Annotated in this window: 19 protein-coding genes; 9 read left to right on the top strand and 10 right to left on the bottom strand. The window is 59.9% G+C overall.

Features of this window, described 5'->3' with window-relative positions; all coding sequences use genetic code 11:
* A complete protein-coding gene (phaR, locus tag GGD50_RS11615; protein WP_107109823.1) occupies positions 1–573 on the top strand; it encodes a polyhydroxyalkanoate synthesis repressor PhaR in 573 nt (190 codons plus the stop codon).
* Positions 574–669: 96 nt separating this feature from the next.
* Here the strand turns inward: phaR and GGD50_RS11610 are convergent, their stop codons facing one another.
* The 5 genes from GGD50_RS11610 to mtgA form a co-directional block, all read right to left on the bottom strand.
* Entirely contained in the window at positions 670–1,077 is a 408-nt protein-coding gene (locus GGD50_RS11610; protein WP_107109824.1) for a hypothetical protein, read from the bottom strand.
* Between the two features lie 164 nt (positions 1,078–1,241).
* Positions 1,242–1,427 carry a 50S ribosomal protein L32 gene (gene rpmF, locus GGD50_RS11605; protein WP_003543812.1) on the bottom strand — a complete coding sequence of 62 codons (186 nt, stop codon included), beginning with the start codon at positions 1,425–1,427 and terminating at the stop codon, positions 1,242–1,244.
* Positions 1,428–1,606: 179 nt separating this feature from the next.
* Positions 1,607–2,254 (bottom strand): glutathione S-transferase family protein, encoded by a 648-nt coding sequence (locus tag GGD50_RS11600; protein WP_107109825.1) that lies wholly within the window; start codon positions 2,252–2,254, stop codon positions 1,607–1,609.
* A gap of 12 nt (positions 2,255–2,266) precedes the next feature.
* Positions 2,267–2,995, bottom strand: a complete 729-nt coding sequence (locus GGD50_RS11595) for a DUF1868 domain-containing protein (RefSeq protein WP_107109826.1) — start codon at positions 2,993–2,995, stop codon at positions 2,267–2,269.
* An 88-nt stretch (positions 2,996–3,083) separates the two neighbouring features.
* Complete coding sequence (gene mtgA / locus GGD50_RS11590; protein ID WP_107109827.1) at positions 3,084–3,794, bottom strand: monofunctional biosynthetic peptidoglycan transglycosylase; 711 nt, start codon at positions 3,792–3,794, stop codon at positions 3,084–3,086.
* Between the two features lie 217 nt (positions 3,795–4,011).
* Between mtgA and GGD50_RS11585 the strand changes: the two genes are divergently transcribed.
* Positions 4,012–4,926: a polyprenyl synthetase family protein gene (locus tag GGD50_RS11585; protein ID WP_107109828.1), complete on the top strand. Its 915-nt coding sequence runs from the start codon at positions 4,012–4,014 to the stop codon at positions 4,924–4,926.
* Between the two features lie 44 nt (positions 4,927–4,970).
* Here GGD50_RS11585 and GGD50_RS11580 read toward each other — a convergent pair whose 3' ends face one another.
* On the bottom strand, positions 4,971–5,999 hold the full coding sequence (locus GGD50_RS11580) for a GlxA family transcriptional regulator (RefSeq protein WP_107109953.1): 1,029 nt from the start codon (positions 5,997–5,999) through the stop codon (positions 4,971–4,973).
* 116 nt (positions 6,000–6,115) lie between these two features.
* Between GGD50_RS11580 and GGD50_RS11575 the strand changes: the two genes are divergently transcribed.
* Together GGD50_RS11575 and GGD50_RS11570 are read left to right on the top strand one after the other, a co-directional pair.
* Positions 6,116–7,510: an FAD-binding oxidoreductase gene (locus GGD50_RS11575; protein ID WP_107109829.1), complete on the top strand. Its 1,395-nt coding sequence runs from the start codon at positions 6,116–6,118 to the stop codon at positions 7,508–7,510.
* A gap of 197 nt (positions 7,511–7,707) precedes the next feature.
* Positions 7,708–8,349, top strand: a complete 642-nt coding sequence (locus tag GGD50_RS11570; RefSeq protein WP_107109830.1) for a LysE family translocator — start codon at positions 7,708–7,710, stop codon at positions 8,347–8,349.
* A 33-nt stretch (positions 8,350–8,382) separates the two neighbouring features.
* Here the strand turns inward: GGD50_RS11570 and ispG are convergent, their stop codons facing one another.
* Both ispG and GGD50_RS11560 read right to left on the bottom strand, forming a co-directional pair.
* Positions 8,383–9,636 carry a flavodoxin-dependent (E)-4-hydroxy-3-methylbut-2-enyl-diphosphate synthase gene (gene ispG, locus GGD50_RS11565; protein WP_107109831.1) on the bottom strand — a complete coding sequence of 418 codons (1,254 nt, stop codon included), beginning with the start codon at positions 9,634–9,636 and terminating at the stop codon, positions 8,383–8,385.
* A gap of 129 nt (positions 9,637–9,765) precedes the next feature.
* Positions 9,766–10,965 carry an MFS transporter gene (locus tag GGD50_RS11560; RefSeq protein WP_107109832.1) on the bottom strand — a complete coding sequence of 400 codons (1,200 nt, stop codon included), beginning with the start codon at positions 10,963–10,965 and terminating at the stop codon, positions 9,766–9,768.
* Positions 10,966–11,219: 254 nt separating this feature from the next.
* On the opposite strand from GGD50_RS11560, the gene GGD50_RS11555 reads away from it, so the two are divergent.
* Positions 11,220–12,092, top strand: a complete 873-nt coding sequence (locus GGD50_RS11555) for a DMT family transporter (RefSeq protein ID WP_107109833.1) — start codon at positions 11,220–11,222, stop codon at positions 12,090–12,092.
* A 144-nt stretch (positions 12,093–12,236) separates the two neighbouring features.
* On the opposite strand, the gene GGD50_RS11550 is transcribed toward GGD50_RS11555, so the two are convergent.
* A complete protein-coding gene (locus tag GGD50_RS11550) occupies positions 12,237–12,749 on the bottom strand; it encodes a BA14K family protein (RefSeq protein WP_107109954.1) in 513 nt (170 codons plus the stop codon).
* A 160-nt stretch (positions 12,750–12,909) separates the two neighbouring features.
* On the opposite strand from GGD50_RS11550, the gene GGD50_RS11545 reads away from it, so the two are divergent.
* From GGD50_RS11545 to GGD50_RS11530, 4 genes are all read left to right on the top strand, one after another.
* Positions 12,910–13,389, top strand: coding sequence for a GNAT family N-acetyltransferase (locus GGD50_RS11545; protein WP_107109834.1), 480 nt, complete (start codon positions 12,910–12,912; stop codon positions 13,387–13,389).
* Positions 13,390–13,501: 112 nt separating this feature from the next.
* On the top strand, positions 13,502–14,275 hold the full coding sequence (locus GGD50_RS11540; RefSeq protein WP_107109835.1) for an amino acid ABC transporter substrate-binding protein: 774 nt from the start codon (positions 13,502–13,504) through the stop codon (positions 14,273–14,275).
* Positions 14,276–14,356: 81 nt separating this feature from the next.
* Positions 14,357–15,037 (top strand): amino acid ABC transporter permease, encoded by a 681-nt coding sequence (locus GGD50_RS11535; protein WP_107109955.1) that lies wholly within the window; start codon positions 14,357–14,359, stop codon positions 15,035–15,037.
* A complete protein-coding gene (locus GGD50_RS11530; RefSeq protein ID WP_107109836.1) occupies positions 15,034–15,795 on the top strand; it encodes an amino acid ABC transporter ATP-binding protein in 762 nt (253 codons plus the stop codon). The genes GGD50_RS11535 and GGD50_RS11530 overlap by 4 nt, the downstream gene beginning before the upstream one ends.
* Positions 15,796–15,911: 116 nt before the next feature.
* Here the strand turns inward: GGD50_RS11530 and aidB are convergent, their stop codons facing one another.
* Complete coding sequence (gene aidB, locus GGD50_RS11525; protein ID WP_107109837.1) at positions 15,912–16,733, bottom strand: AidB family quorum-quenching N-acyl homoserine lactonase; 822 nt, start codon at positions 16,731–16,733, stop codon at positions 15,912–15,914.
* Positions 16,734–16,749 lie beyond the last annotated feature (16 nt).

The following is a 16,749-nucleotide window of genomic DNA, read 5'->3' as shown; positions in this document are numbered from 1 at the left end:
ATGGCAAAGAATGAGGGCCAGATCGTAATCAAGAAATATGCCAATCGCCGCCTATACAATACTGGCACCAGCACATACGTGACGCTGGATGACCTGGCGGAGATGGTGAAGAAGGGAGAAGAATTTATCGTCCAGGATGCAAAAAGCGGCGAAGAAATCACGCATTCGGTGCTGACGCAGATTATTTTCGAACAGGAATCGAAGACCGGAAATACGCTGTTGCCGATTTCATTCCTGAGGCAACTGATCACCTATTACGGCGATCAGATGCAGATGGTCGTACCGAGCTTCCTCGAACATTCCATGCGCGCCTTCACCGAGCAGCAGACGCAGATGCGCGAGCAGATCAACCGCGCCTTCGGCGAAACGCCGCTTGGCAAGAATCTGCAATTGCCGATCCAGATGGTCGAGGAACAGGTCCGTCGCAATACCGAAATGTTCCAGCAGGCCATGCAGATGTTCTCGCCCTTCATGAAGCCGCCGGCGAAAGAAAGCCGCAAGGCAGAGGCAAAAGACATCGACGAGCTGAAAGAGCAGCTCCGCGCGATGCAGAATAAGCTGGATAGTTTGTGAGTTCCTCCCCTCGCCCCAGCGGGGCGAGGGTGGCGCAACGCCTGCTCAATCATGCTCCGTATAACCTTCTCCCCGCCGGGGAGAAGTCAAAAGCCCTTACAAGCCGATCGAAACATCCCGTCCCGCCGAGCGGATCGAAATCGTGAATCCGCCGATGACGTCGATGAAGGCAATCGTCATAAGGACGAAGAAAGTCTGCGTCGCCGCATCCTTGACCAGCAGGAATTCGACGAGATAGGCGATGAACACCAGCATCGACAGCATGTGATTGAGCAGTGAGCCCGAACCATTGCGCGTCGCCTTCAGGATTTCGAAGAACAGCATGATCAGCGCGATGACGATAAAGAGATCGCCGAGCTGCAGCGTCCATGTCGCGCTCGAAAGCATCGCGAGAGCAAGCATGACATCGTTAAGGGAAGCAATGCCGCCGGCGCCCATCAAACCCAGCATCGCCAGATTGTAGAGCACGAGGGGAACGATCATCAGCGGGAAGGCAACAATCATAGTCGGGAAAATCTCTTCGAAATTGAAGTCGCCGCGAGTTTTAGCGCAAAGGCCCAAAAGTGCGAAGCGGTTTTCGGACGCAACCTGCTGGACGAAATGCGCAAACAGAAAAAGGCCGGCGAAACGCCAGCCTTTGAATCTCAGCCCTTACGGGAGCGCTTAAATTATGCGCTTTCCTTCGGCGTCAGAACCTGACGGCCGCGATACATGCCGGTCTTCAGGTCGATATGATGCGGGCGACGCAGTTCGCCGGAGTTCTTGTCTTCGACATAGGTCGGAGCCTTCAGCGCATCAGCCGAGCGGCGCATACCGCGCTTGGACGGGCTCGTTTTTCTCTTCGGTACAGCCATTCTCGTTACTCCACTTTGCGGACGAAACATATCAGCGGCCAGCCAGGCGGCCGAAACAGACATGGATCAATTTCGGAAATTGGGCGGGCTTATACATGGCTAAAGGGGCTTTGACCAGTCCCTTCCCGCATTTTTTGCCCGCACCGTCGGATTCAGCCGGATGGAAGCCGAATCACCGATCAGGCTTCGTCCTCCGGCACGATCCACGGCTCCTCACGCGCCGCCTTTTCCCATTTCTGCCAGGCGGGCAGGGCTTTCATCGCAGCCATGTAGTCCAGCGTATCGGCAGCACTGACGAGATCATAAACCTCCAACCGATTGACGATCGGCGCGAACATGGCGTCTGCGCCGGAGAAAGCGCCGAACAGGAAGGGGCCGCCGGAACGGGCGCGCATCTCGCGCCAGATCGTCTCGATCCGCGCCACATCCTCCATGACGCCTTCCGGCAGATCGAGCCGGCTGATGGGACGACGGATGTTCATCGGGCAGGCATTGCGCAGCGCCCGGAAGCCCGCCAGCATTTCCATGGAGATCGAACGCGCCATCGCACGCGCCTGCCGCTCTCTGGGCCAGAGGCCGGCGTCAGGGAAAAGCTCGGCCGCATATTCGATAATGGCGAGTGATTCCCAGACCTTCAAGCCGTCATGAACCAGCAACGGCACCCTGCCCGTCGGCGAAACCTCGCGGATGCGCGGGTTGCCGGCCGGAAAATCGAAGGGGATCAGCACCTCTTCGAAAGCGATGCCGCAACCCTCCAAGGCGATCCACGGCCGAAACGACCAGGAGGAATAGTTCTTGTTTCCGATATAGAGGGTCAGCTTGTCCATGGTTTGTCCTTCTTATTTTTGGAACTCGAACACCAGAAGTTCCTCGAAATGCTTCATGTCGTCGAAGGCGCAGAAGGCCGGCGGGCGCAGTTCGAGAACCGGCACTTCGGCGCGGACTTCGGCGGCAACCTTGTCCAGCATTGCCTGCCAGCCTGGCAGCGCCTCATCATCCAGCCGCTCGATGACATAGGCGAAGGTGATGTGGAACGGATAGACGTCATGATCGGGGTGGCGATAGCCGAGAAGATCCGCAAGAGCGTTGCGCCACTCCCGTATCACCTTCCGATCCGTCTCGGTCGCACCATCCATCAAAAGGCCGCTCGGCCGCGCATGCGTCACCGCCACCTTGAAGGGATCGCGCATGGAAAAGGCCTTCAGGCGCTCGCCCATGATCTCGGTCATCTCGTCGACCGGCGTATCCTGGGCAATATCCGCCGGCCAATAGGGCTGGTTGCGGCGGTATTCGATAATACCCTGAAACAGCGTCATATGCAGGCTGGAAATCGGCGTGAAGGTGAATTGCGAAGCTTCCGGCATGGCCAGAAATTGCTCGCGAGCAGCAACGAGGGCGCGCTGCGTTTCGGAGCCCTCCACCACATGGCAGACGATCGTATTGCCCGGCTCATATTGGAAATTGCCCGAGAGATCAAAGCGCGTGCCGAGATGAATGGACGGTTCGGGATGACGGCTCTTGGAATATTGCAGCAGTTCGGGCGAAAAGACATCGAGCTCATGGGGCAGGTCCGATTTGGTTGGCAGATCACCCGCCCTTACGTCAGAAGCAAGAATGCCAGATGACGGTTAGCCGATCGAACGACAAGTTCTGATATCAGTTATAAAGGCATTTGATGTACTCGCCGGAATTCTTCGCCCGCCGCTGGATCAGCGAGGCGAGCTGGCGCAGTCCGCGCCCCGGCTTGCTCGCCACCCGGTCGATCGGATTGGGCAGGGAAACGGCGAGAAGGGCGGCCTGACGAGCGTTCAACTTGGAGGCCGGCACTTTGAAGTGATAGCGAGCCGCCGCCTCTATGCCATAAATGCCCGGCCCCCATTCGGCGATATTCAGATAGATTTCCATCATTCGTCGCTTCGACCAGACGAAGGATGAGGAAACGGCCAGCGGCAGTTCCAACGCCTTGCGCACGAAGGAGCGGCTGTTCCAGAGGAAAAGATTCTTCGAGGTCTGCATCGGGATGGTGCTGCCGCCCCGCGTGGCCTGGCCCCGCAGCGTATCCTGCACCAGCATGCGCATCTCGCCCCAGTCGACCCCGCCATGAAAACAGAACTGCCCGTCCTCGGAGACCATGACCGACTGCACCAGCACCGGCGCTATCTCATCGAAGGAAACCCATCGGCGATCGTATCCCTGAAAGGTGACGGCATCGCGCAGCATCAGGGTCGAAATGGGGTGAATGAACGGCAGAACATAAAGGAGGATGAGCAGATAGGGCAGCAGCATCAAACCGACGACGACGAGAACAATGCGCTGCCAGAGCGGACGGGCCTTGAACCGCGCAAGCCGGCCTGGGCTTTGCCGCATCTCGGCTTCCTCATCGCTGTCAGTCGATATGTCCAATTGCTGAAGGCCCTCAGTCACTCCACCCCCCGAACATCCTTGCACGTCCGAGGAACACGCCAGGAATGTTCCAATTGTCATACCGTCTACACAGAGCGATGACCAGAGTGCGACGAGATTCCCACCTTGGCTGTTGACAATTCTCGTTGCCAGCAACACGCACTCATGCCAAACAGCGGCCATGGACAGCACCAACTCCTCCTTCGAACATCGCCTCAGGGACAATGCCGGCAAGGTCGAGGCTATCCTGAGCCAGCTACTTGCCGATGCTTGCCTGAGCGGCGAAATCACTCGCCCCACCCGCCTGCTCGAAGCGATGCGCCATGGTGTGCTGAATGGTGGCAAGCGGCTGAGACCGTTTCTCGTGATGGAGACTGCCGCACTTCTCGGTGGTAACGACGACGCAGCACTCCGCATCGGCGCGGCGCTCGAATGTGTGCACTGTTATTCGCTGGTGCATGACGACCTGCCGGCCATGGATGACGACGACCTGCGCCGCGGCCAGCCGACCGTGCATATCGCCTTCGACTATGCGACAGCGATCCTCGCCGGCGACAGCCTGCTGACCTACGCTTTCGATATCATCGCCGCACCGGAAACCGACCTGCCATCGAACCGAAAGATCGAACTCGTGCTGGCGCTGTCGCGCGCCGCCGGCATTGGCGGCATGGCCGGCGGCCAGACCCTTGATCTCGCTGCCGAAAAAGAGGCTCCCGATGAGCGCGGCATCACCATGCTGCAAGCGATGAAGACTGGTGCGCTGATCCGCTTTGCCTGCGAAGCCGGCGCCATCATTGCCGGCGCCTCGGCTGAAAACCGTCAGCGGCTGCGAACCTTCGGCGAAAAGATCGGCCTCGCCTTCCAACTCGCCGACGATCTCCTCGACCTCACCGCCGATGCCGCCACCATGGGCAAGGCCACCGGCAAGGATGCCGGCCGCGGCAAAGGAACATTGGTGGCGCTGCACGGCCAGGCCTGGGCCGAAACCACGCTTGCCCGCCTGGTGACGGAAGCTGCGGAGCTGCTATCCCCTTATGGAGAGAAGGCGACGTTGCTGATCGAGACGGCACGCTTCGTGGCGAGCCGCAGGAGCTGAAATTTTCGTGCCGAGAGCACGGGTGGACGAGCGAAGTTGTCGTGTCAGCTAGCGGCCAGCTTTGACAAATGGCCGAAACGAAGCCTGTACTGGGCGGGCGTCAGGCCGGTCTTGCGTCGGAACAGGCGGTTCAGAAAGCTAACGTCCTCGTAGCCGACCTCGTCGGCTATGGCTTCCACACTCATCTCACTCGTCTCAAGCAGTTGCTTGGCTTCCTCAATCCGAACCGCATGGAGATAATCGATCGGCTTCATCCCGGTCGCCTTCGTGAAACGACGAAGGAAGGATCGTTCGGGCAATCCGGATCGTGCGATGATCGATGCGATCGGCGCACGTGTCCGGTAGTGGAGCGCCAGCCATTCCTGACAACTGCCGATCATAGGATCGTCCGAGCAGCGGCGACAGGTAAGAGATGCGAATGGCTGCTGGCCAAGGTCATGCCACTGCAGCATATAGACCTTGGCGACCTCGATCGCCTCCTTCAGCCCCACGAATCTCGCGATGACATAGAGTGCGAGATCCTGCCAGCTCGAACCTCCTCCGGCCATGACGATCCGCTCACCTTCGCCCGTGAGAACGAGGGAACGGTTGATGTTCACGTGCACACGAGGATAATTGTCCGCCAACGTCGAGACATAGCCCCAATGTATGGTCGCCTCGCAATCCGAGAGCAATCCCGCTTCGCCGAACAGGACTGCCCCGGAGCACGCGCTCGCAAGGAATGATCCACGTTGGTAGTTTTCGGCCAGCCATTGCGCTTCGGGATCATATTGGCCGGAGACGCTTTCGCCTGGGTTCACGAAGAAGTCGGGAATGCAGACGATGTCTGGCGACGGGCAGTCATGTAGGGCGAAGTCTGGATGGATCCGCACCTCGTTTATCGCCCGAAAATTCTCGACGCTTCTAGCGACGACATAAGGCCGCATCCGTGCCTCGCAGATCTCGCCCCTGGTTATGAACGGCCAGTCGCGACCGGGCGACGAGAACAGATCGAGCATGCCGTAGAGGGTCGAGGCCGTCGCCGCGGGGACGGCGAGTATCGCGACGTTCAGTGGTCGATCGCCTGCGGACATCGAAATCACCCCCATCAAATGGCGGAAATCACCAGGTCATGGCATTTATAGCTTTAGCACCTCATCCGACGTTGAACTAGCTTTGAGACATTTCGGGCAGAAGGCGGAGGTTCGACATGTCGACTGACCAGCTACGCAATGGCTTTCGCGGAGAACTGCTGGAGCCTGATGACGCCGGATATGAGCAGGCCAGGATCGTCTGGAACGGCATGATCGACAGGCGGCCGGCGGTGATCGCGCGGTGTCGCAACGCCGCCGACGTCGTTCTCGCCGTAAACTATGCCCGGGAACACGATCTCCTGATCGCCGTGCGAGGCGGCGGCCACAACGTCGCGGGATACGCTGTCTGCGATCGCGGGATGATGATCGACTTGTCGCAGATGAACTCCGTGCGCGTGCCTCCCGAACTCGATCGCGTGTTCGTGGAAGGAGGCGCGACCTGGGGCGACGTCGACGCGGCCACGACGCCGTTCGGCAGGGCCACTCCCGGCGGCCTCATTTCCGCGACCGGCGTCGCTGGCCTCGCCCTTGTCGGCGGCATCGGCTGGCTGCGGGGAAAGCATGGATTGAGTTGCGACAACATAATCTCGGTGGAATTGGTGACCGCCGACGGGCGCTTGGTTCGCGCCAGCGCAGCGGAAAATCCAGATCTCTTCTGGGCGCTTAGAGGCGGAGGCGGCAATTTCGGTGTCGTCGTCAATTTCGAGTTCATGCTCCATGAGATCCCGCCGCTGCTCATGTTCTGCGCGCCAGTCTATCCGGAGGAGAGAGCCGTGGAGGTACTCGCCCTGTGGCGCGACTATATGGCGGGGGCGCCCGACGAAGTCACAGGATTGGCCGAGTTCTCCACGGTCCCCGACGATCCGGCCTATCCGCAGAATTGTTGGGGCCGCAGGGTATTGAGCTTGGCGACAGTCTACGACGGTCCGGCGGAGACCGGCGAGCTGGTCACGATGCCGCTTCGTCAGTTCGGTGAACCCCTGATGGATTTCAGCGACCGCCTGCCATACCGCACCCTGCAGACGCTCTATGATGGTCTTTTTCCAAAAGGGCGCGACCGGTGCTACTGGAAGTCCACCTATCTCGCGCATCTAAGGCAGGAGACGATCGAGGCGATTGCGGCTGGACTGGACAGACGGCCATCGGAGATGACATTCGCATCCATCTGGAAGTTTGGTGGACAGTTGGGCCGCGTCGCCGCCGACGCCACCGCCTTCGGCGACAGGTCCATGCCCTTCATGCTTAGCCTCGACGCCATTTGGTCGTCGCCGTCGAACGATGAAGCCAACATCGCATGGGTGAAGTCGGTTTGGAACGACATGCAGGTTCATGGCACCGGGAGGAGTTACCTGAACTTCCCGGGCCTCGGGGAGGCCCAAAATCTTGTAAGGGACGCCTTTGGGCCTGATGTCTTCGAGCGACTTCTGCGGATCAAGAGAAAATACGATCCGGGCAATCTGTTTCGAATGAATCAGAACATCTGCGAGCAGCAGCAAGCTTTAATGGGCTAGAGAGCCGGCCAACTCTATTTCGCCGGAGGCGAATGCGAGAAGATCGCACCATGGCGACATGGCGCAAAATGTCACCATGACAAGAAATCTTCGGGACAAGAGTGACGTTCCGACGATTCCATGGCAAGTCTGGCGCCAATTGCAGTTTCAGGCACGCGGAATAGGCCGCGTCGTCTGAAATCCTGCGGAGCCATCCCATGCATGAGGCACTTGCCTATCTGCCGCAGATCCTGCCGGCCTATATTGCCTATCTCATTGCCGTCGTCAGTCCCGGACCGGCGATCATGGCCATCATCGCAACGTCGATGACGCATGGCCGTAAGGCGGGCATGACAATTTCGCTTGGCATTTTCGGTGGTTCGCTGACCTGGGCGACCGCTGCCGCCGCCGGGCTTGCCACGCTGTTGCAGACCTATGCGATGGCACTCGAGATCCTGAAGATTTTTGGCGGGCTCTATTTGCTCTATCTCGCCTACAAGGCATTTCGCGCGGTGCGGGCAAGCGGCGACTTGCCGGCCGTCAAGGAAGAAACAAGAAGCCCCAGCTTTAAGTCGCTGATCCTGCGCGGCTACGGCATTCACGTCACCAATCCGAAAGCGATCTTCGCCTGGCTCGCCATCATCGCGCTGGGCATGCCGCAGGGCGCACCGGCCTCCGTCGCCGTGCTGATCATCGCAGTCTGCTGCACGACCGGTTTTGTCGTGTTCATGGGCTACGCGGCGCTGTTCTCCACGCCGCATGCCTTGAAAATCTACAGGAATGCACGCCGGTGGATCGAAGGCGCCATGGCTGGCTTCTATTGCTTCGCCGGAATCAAACTTTTGACCAGCAATATCTGAGGCCAAGTATCTGAGGGCAGATCCAGCGGCGGATCACTCCGCCGCTGCGCTCTTCTGGCCGAAACGCTTCTCGATGTAATCGGTCACCAACGCTTCGAAGTCCGAAGCGATATTGGGGCCGCGCAACGTCATCGCCTTCTGGCCATCGATGAAGACGGGGGCCGCCGGCGTTTCGCCGGTGCCGGGCAGCGAGATGCCGATATCGGCATGCTTGCTTTCGCCGGGGCCGTTGACGATGCAGCCCATGACGGCAACGTTCAGTGCCTCGACGCCCGGATATTTCTCGCGCCAGACCGGCATGTTCTTGCGGATGTCGTTCTGGATGTTCTGGGCCAGTTCCTGGAACACAGTCGAAGTCGTGCGGCCGCAGCCGGGACAAGCGGCGACGACAGGAATAAACTGACGGAAGCCCATGACCTGCAGCAGCTCCTGCGCCACCTGCACTTCGCGGGTACGATCGCCATTCGGCTCCGGCGTCAGCGAAACGCGGATGGTGTCGCCGATGCCATGCTGCAGAACATAACCCATGGCCGCCGACGAGGCGACGATGCCCTTGCTGCCCATGCCGGCCTCGGTCAGGCCGAGATGCAGCGCGTGATCGGAGCGGGCGGCGAGCATGGAATAGACGGCGATCAGGTCCTGCACTTGGCTGACCTTAGCCGAGAGAATGATGCGATTGCGCGGCAGGCCGATTTCCTCGGCGAGATCGGCTGATATCAGCGCCGACTGCACGATCGTCTCGCGCGTCACCTCGCGGGCCGACAGAGGCGAACCTTCGGCAGCATTCTTATCCATCAGCGCGGTCAAGAGATCCTGGTCGAGCGAGCCCCAGTTGACGCCGATGCGCACCGGTTTGTCATAGCGGATCGCCATCTCGATGATTTCGGCGAACTGCTTGTCCTTCTTGTCCTTGAAGCCGACATTGCCGGGATTGATGCGGTATTTCGCCAGCGCCTCGGCGCAAGCCGGGTGGTCGGCGAGCAGCTTATGACCGATATAATGGAAATCGCCGATCAGCGGCACGTCCATGCCGAGGCGCAACAGCCGCTCGCGGATCTTCGGCACGGCGGCGGCACTTTCGTCGCGATCGACGGTAATCCGCACCAGCTCCGAACCGGACCTATAGAGCGCCGCGACCTGCGCCACCGTCGAATCGACATCGGCGGTATCGGTGTTGGTCATGGACTGCACGACCACGGGCGCGCCGCCGCCGACAATGACGCCGCCGACATCGACGGCAACGGAGGAACGGCGCGGCTTCGGATCGAAATCACTGGCGGACGACATGGAGAACTCTCGTTAGCCTCGGGAAATGGGTGCCTTTCAGGTGGATCACGGAGCGGTCGTTGTCAACCGCTTCGGGCATCACTTTTGCTCAGGCGAAAGCATGGTCGATAGCAGGCGAAAGCGACCAAATTAATGCGAGCCGCCGCCGATGCCATCGGCATAACGCGCCAAGGACGACAGCGCCAGCACGACAAGCAGCAGGACCGGCAACGCCATCAAAACCGGCGAGAAGCCGACGTGTTCGGCAGCAAAGCCGATCGCAGACGGGGCGACCAGCATGCCGGAATAGCCCATGGTGGTGACGACGGAGATGCCGATGCCCGGCTGCAGCCCCGGAATATTGCCCGCAGCCGAAAAGGCGATCGGCACCATGTTGGAAATGCCGATGCCGCATAGCGCGAAACCGACAATGGCCAGCTCTGCATTCGGCGCCAGCGCCGCGAGCAACATGCCGACAATCGCAAAGACCGTGCAGACACGCAGCGTCTTGACGGCGCCCAGCCGGTCGCGAACGAAATCACCGGCAAAACGCATCGTTGCCATGGTGAGCGAGAAGGCGGCGAAGCCGAAGCCCGACAGCGTTACCGATGCGCCCTTTTCCTGGCCGAGATAGAGCGCGCTCCAGTCGAGCACCGCCCCTTCCGGGATCATGCAGAACAGCGCCATCATGCCAAGCAGCCAGGGCAGCGGGATCATCGGCAACCGCGCCTTCGGCTTTGCCTCATCCGGATGCGGCTGGTCACCGAGGATCATCGGCCAGGCGACGGCGAGAAAGAGAAGAGCAAGGGCGGTGGAGACTTCGGCATGGCCGAGCACGCCCCAGCGCGAGATCAGAAAACCGCCGATCGCCGAGCCAATGAGACCACCGAGGCTCCAGAAGGCATGGCAGGACGACATGATCGCCCGATGCATGGATTTCTCCACCGATACGGCATTGGCGTTCATCGCCACATCCATGGCGCCGATGAAGCCGCCGAACAGGAAGAGAGCGATCGCGGCGGTCCAGACATTCTGGGTGACGGTCAAGGCGAGCAGCATCGGCAGCAGCAGCACGGCAAAAGCCTTGACGACGATCTTCGAGCCGCGCCCTGCAATCTGCGCACCCGCCATCGGCATCATTACCAGCGACCCCAGGCCGAAGACCAGGATCATCAGGCCGAGTTCGAATTTGGTCAGTTGCAGCCGCTCGGCGAACTCCGGAATCTTTGGCGCCCAGCAGCCGACGGTGAAGCCATTCATCAAAAATAGCAGGGAAACGGCGGCGCGAGATTTTGTGAAAAATCCGCTTCTACGAGCCTGAAAGCTACCGGATCGTGTCATATCATCCATAAGAAATCCCCCAAATCGGTGGCCGCAGGATATTTAAATCGATTAGAATCTCAATATCCGAAAAGACTCACATTGGTCACGTTTCGTCTCCGCCTGTTAAATCGGAGGCAAGGAAGTCACAACCGCAAATAATATTATGAACCCGGTCTACCCCGCCCATATGGCCTATTGACGGCGAAAAACTAGGCTCCTATCGGTTGAGCCTTAAAAGAGTTTTCGGCCGGCCTGCTTCGAGCCATTCCCCTGGTGCTTCCGTGAAAAACCCCATCAGCTACGGCATCCTGCTTACGGTGTTTGCCTACATGCTGTTCACTGCCCATGATTCGGTGGTGAAACTGCTCGTCACCGACATTCCGGTCTGGCAGATCCTCTTCTGGCGCAGTTGCACCATCCTTGCCGGCTGCTTCCTCTTCGAGGGGCCGGCACTGGTGCGCAAGGTCCGCCGCTCGCCGATCATCAAGCCGATGATCGTGCGCAGCATATTGCTGGTGATCGCCTGGACTTCCTACTATTCCGCCGCCCGCTACCTGCAGCTCGCCGAAGTAACGACGCTTTACTACGCCGCCCCGGTCGTCGGCACGATTCTCGCGACCTTCGTGCTCCGCGAGAAGGTCAGCTTCGTCCGCTGGATGGCGGTTGGCCTCGGCTTTTGCGGCGTGGTGATCGCCTCCAATCCAGTCGGCCTGTCGATCTCCTGGCCCGTCTATCTAGCGCTGCAGGCCGCCGTGCTCTGGGCAACCGGCATGGTACTGCTGCGCAAGACCGCGCTGCACGAGAAGAGCCATATCCAGATGGCCGTCTCGAACATCATCTTCATCCTGTTGACCGCCACCATGGCCATCCTGCATTGGCATACGCCAAGCGCCTATCAGGTGCTGCTGCTTTTCGGCGGCGGCGTCATCGCCGGCGCGGGACAGCTTGCCCTGTTCGAAGGCATGCGGCAGGCTCCGGTCTCCGTGCTGGCGCCGTTCGAATATACCTCGCTCATCTCAGCCTTCCTGCTCGGCTTCCTGATCTGGGGCGATATCCCGAAGGCCAACACCTTCGTCGGCGCAGCCTTCATCCTCAGCGCCGGCCTGATCATCATCGTCAGCGAGCGGATGAAGGGAAGAGTAGCAACCGTTTGAGGTGGAGCAGATAGCGGTTTCTGAGGCTCGTTATGCACTGTCGCTTCTGTTGGCCATACGCGCGACTCGACGGCAATCACGATCCGGCCGACCGGCGGCTCTGCGCCACCGGCAGCCATTCCGATAGATAGTTTTACGCCATCACTAGTATGGCGCAACGCACGGCCGTCGCGGACCGTAAGAGGGCTGGAACGTGTCGTCGTAAGCCCTGTAGGACCGATAACGCGCATAGCACCAGCGCACATGCCCACTGCCACCATAATAGGCCCGGCGGTAGTACCGTGGTGCGTAGTAGTACCGCGGCGCGTAATAGCCCGAACCATAGTAGGACGGGCCGTAATAGCCTGGGTCGTAGTAGCCAGAGCCATAATAACCAGAGCCGTAGTAATTCGGCTGCGCCAGCAGCCCGCCGATTAGTGCGCCTGCGGCGAGGCCGCCAAGCGCCCAGCCCCAGTTGTCGCCATGGTGGTGATGATAGTACCCGCCATATCCGCCGTATCCACCATGATAGTATCCGCCGTGACCGCCATGATAGTCCACCGGCTGCGCCTTCGGCGCCTCGACCTTCGGAATGACAATGGTCGGAAACGCCAGGGCCGGCGAGACGCTCATCAACGTCGTCGCGAGCGACAAGGCAACGATTGCTAGCCTCTTCATTGACTTCACCTTTCCGTCTAAATCGCAGCCGGACATTATAGCGCGGAAAGGGCCATATGGCACTTAATTTCCAGGCCGGCGGCAGCGCCTATAGGGCCGACTTTTGTGGCCATTTCGCACCGGCGGGACGCTTCATTCCATCCGGCGTGGAACCAATGTTATGAATGGACTTATGATGACGCGCGAACCTGGACCCCAAGACAAGGATTGGATCGTCAAGCTCCTCACGGAACGATGGGGCGACACGAAGGTCGTCGCTCATGACGAGACTTTTGATCTACTGGATCTGCCGGCTCTCGTCGTTGATCCTGACCAGGGATTGGCAACCTACCGGATGCAAGGCAATGAGGCGGAACTGATGTCGCTGGATGCTGTTCGCCCCGGTCAGGGCGTGGGAACGGCCTTGATCGACGCTCTGGCCGATCAGTTGCGTCGGCAAGGCCTATCCGCACTCTGGGTCATGACCACGAACGACAATCTCGATGCTCTCCGCTTTTACCAACGCCGAGGTTTTGAACTTCGGCGGGTTCGACCTGGGGCGGTCGACAAAGCGCGGTTGCTGAAGCCAAGTATTCCAAGGATCGCCGACAACGGAATCCCCATCAGAGACGAACTCGATTTGTGCCTTCGGCTTCTTTGAGAAAAATATTCGCAATTGCCGATTTCTTTTGCAGTTTTCTACGCTTCACTGCCCTAGATTTTCTGCAATGTATTCATCATCGATTGAACCGATCAAGAAACGGAAGAAAACAATGAACTGGTTGAAGACTGTCGCCGCTGCCGCCCTCGTTCAGGCTGCGTTCCTGCTGCCCGCCCATGCCGGCGATAACCTGAAGGCGATCCAGTCCGCCGGCGTCCTGAAGGTCGGCACGGAAGGCACCTATGCTCCCTTCACCTATCATGACGAAAGCGGCAAACTCGTCGGCTTCGATGTCGAGATCGCCGAAGCGGTCGCCGGCAAGCTCGGCGTCAAGGCACAGTTTCTGGAAGGCAAGTGGGACGGCCTGATCGCCGGCCTCGACGCCAACCGTTACGACACCGTCATCAACGAAGTCGGCATTACCGATGCCCGCAAGCAGAAATATGATTTCTCCGATCCCTATATTGCTTCCAAGGCCGTGCTGATCGTCAAGGAAAGCAATAGCGACATCAAGGACTTCGCCGATCTCAAGGGCAAGAAGGCCGCGCAGTCGCTGACCAGCAATTTCGGCAAGCTCGCCACGCAGTCCGGTGCTGAACTCGTCGGCACGGATGGCTTCGACCAATCGATCCAGCTCGTGCTGACCGGCCGCGCCGATGCCACCATCAATGACAGCCTGTCCTTCTTCGATTTCAAGAAGCATAAGCCCGATGCGCCGGTGAAGATCGTCGCCCAGCAGGCCAATGCCGATTATTCCGCCGCCATCATCCGCAAGGGCGAACCGGAGCTGCAGGCTGCCATCAACAAGGCGCTGGCCGACATCAAGGCCGACGGCACCTATGCCAAGATTTCGCAGAAATACTTCGGCCAGGACGTTTCGAAGTAATAGGCATAGACGCCAAATTGTGAAAAAGATGCGTCCGGACCCGTTTCCGGACGCATTCTCTTATTGAAAGGCCGCTTTTTCGTGCAGCACTGGTTGCAATTGTGGTGGGAGTCTCTGGGCACGCTGCTTTGGGCGGGGCTCGTCTTCACCATCCCGCTCACCCTGATCACTTTCGTTCTCGGCTTGCTGCTCGGCCTGCTCACCGCCGTCACGCGGCTTTTCGGCCCGCGCCCGCTCGTCGCCGTTGCACGCTTCTACGTCTGGGTGATCCGCGGCACGCCGCTGCTGGTGCAGCTCTACGTCATCTTCTACGGCCTGCCGAACATCGGCATCCTGCTCGACGCCTTTCCGGCCGCTGTGATCGGCTTCACGCTGAGTGTCGGCGCCTATACGTCGGAGATCATCCGCGCCGTGATCTCCTCCGTTCCGAAGGGACAATGGGAAGCCGCCTATTCCATCGGCATGAGCTGGCGCCAGGCGATGAGCCGCACCATCCTGCCGCAGGCTGCGCGCGTCGCCGTGCCGCCGCTGTCGAACACCTTCATCTCGCTCGTCAAGGATACGTCGCTTGCCGCGGCGATCACCGTGCCGGAGCTGTTTATGGCAGCACAGCGTATCGTGGCAACGACCTATGAGCCGCTGATCCTCTATATCGAAGCGGCCCTGATCTATCTTGCCATGAGTTCTGTCCTGTCAATGCTACAGGTCTCTCTCGAACGCCGTTTCGCCCGCTATGGCGGCACGCTGGAGGCGCAGACATGATCGAGCTGTCGCACATCGAAAAACGCTTCGGCGATAATGTCATCCTGAGAGACATCAGCCTGCTCATTCCGGAAGGCACCGTGACGGCGCTGGTCGGCCCTTCAGGCGGTGGCAAGAGCACGCTGCTGCGCTGCATCAACCTTCTGGAAATCCCAACGGCCGGCATGATCCGCATCGGCGAGGAAACGACCACCTTTCAGCCGGGCAAGAAGATCGGCTGGCAGGATATCCAGAAAATTCGCCGCCAGACCGGCATGGTCTTCCAGAATTTCCAGCTCTTTCCGCATCAGACGGCGATCGAAAACGTCATGGAAGGTCTGGTGACCGTGTTGCGCTGGCCGGCCGAAAGGGCGCGCGACCGCGCCGTCGAGCTTTTGACCAAGGTCGGCATGGCGCACAAGATGGATGCCTGGCCCTCGACGCTATCGGGCGGGCAGCAGCAGCGCGTGGCGATCGCCCGTGCGCTTGCCCCCTCGCCCCGCGTTCTCCTCTGCGACGAACCGACTTCGGCGCTGGACCCCGAACTCGCCGCCGAAGTCGTCGACGTTCTCGGCCGGCTCGCCAACGAAGGCACGACCATGGTGATGGCAACGCACGACCTGCGCCTCGCCTCGAAGATCGCCACCAGCGTCGTCTTCCTCGAGGCCGGCAACATCGTCGAAACCGGCCCCTCCCGCACCCTCTTCGGCGCCCCCACACAGGAGCGCACGAAGCAGTTCATCTCGACGCTGAATGCGGGGCACAGCTACGATATCTGAGGGAAAAACCCTCGCCCCATCGGGGATCCGAAGGGTGGGTTGAGACCCGTGGCTCGACCCCGGTATGGGTCGCGTGGAACGCGTGGGGTGAGGGGGCAGGAAAAGGGCCAAGTATGTCACACCGGCAAGATTTGGTAGCCCTCGGAGACCCGCTGTACGCGACCGAAACCGCTGATGTGGCCACCGGCGATGATCCATCCTTCGCGGGCAGCATTTTCCAGTGTTGCTTGGCGAGTTTGCGCCGCCATCTCGGGGTCGACATCGAAGACCAGCCCGATCTTTGGATCACCGGGTTGAAGATCTTGTAGGTGCAAGGTGTCGCCCCAGATCAAGAGAGCGTTGTCCTCGCCACGAACCAGATATCCGGTGTGACCGGGAGTGTGGCCCGGTAGAAGACGCGCCTCTATGCTGGGGAACACCGGACCTTCCGGAATCGGCCGCACCCGCGATCCATATACGCGCTGGAGCTGTTCGGCCGCCTTGAAGCCACCCCGCCGCGCCTCCGGCGTCGCCTGCCGAGCCGCCGGATCGGTAAAAAAGGCGAAGTCGCTCTCCGGCACGAACACATCGGCATGAGGGAAATACGGGGTATCTCCATCGAGCAAGCCGAGAGCATGGTCGCCATGGATATGGGTGATCAATATACGCTGGATCTGGTCCGATGTGATTCCAACCTCATGCAGCGCAGATCGCGCGTGACCATATTGAGGTCCCCACGATGTCCCGGTGCCGGTATCCACGAGAATGATACCGTCGGCGCCCCGCAGGGCGAAACAGTTTACATCCACCTGAAGCGTCGGTTTTCCCCACGCGTCGATGGCGCGCTGCCGTGCAACGCTGCCATCTGTATGGATCAACACATCCGCTGGCGCTTCGAAGACGCCGTCACGCAAAAGGATGACGTCATATTGCCCGAAGCGATGAGAACTGATTGTCATCGATGGGATTTCGTCT

Origin of the sequence: Martinezella paranaensis, from assembly GCF_014200235.1 — a bacterium.
In the GTDB taxonomy this organism is placed as follows: domain Bacteria; phylum Pseudomonadota; class Alphaproteobacteria; order Rhizobiales; family Rhizobiaceae; genus Rhizobium; species Rhizobium paranaense.
The sequence above is the reverse complement of the archived record's forward strand: the minus strand, read 5'-3'. Positions and strand labels throughout refer to the sequence as shown.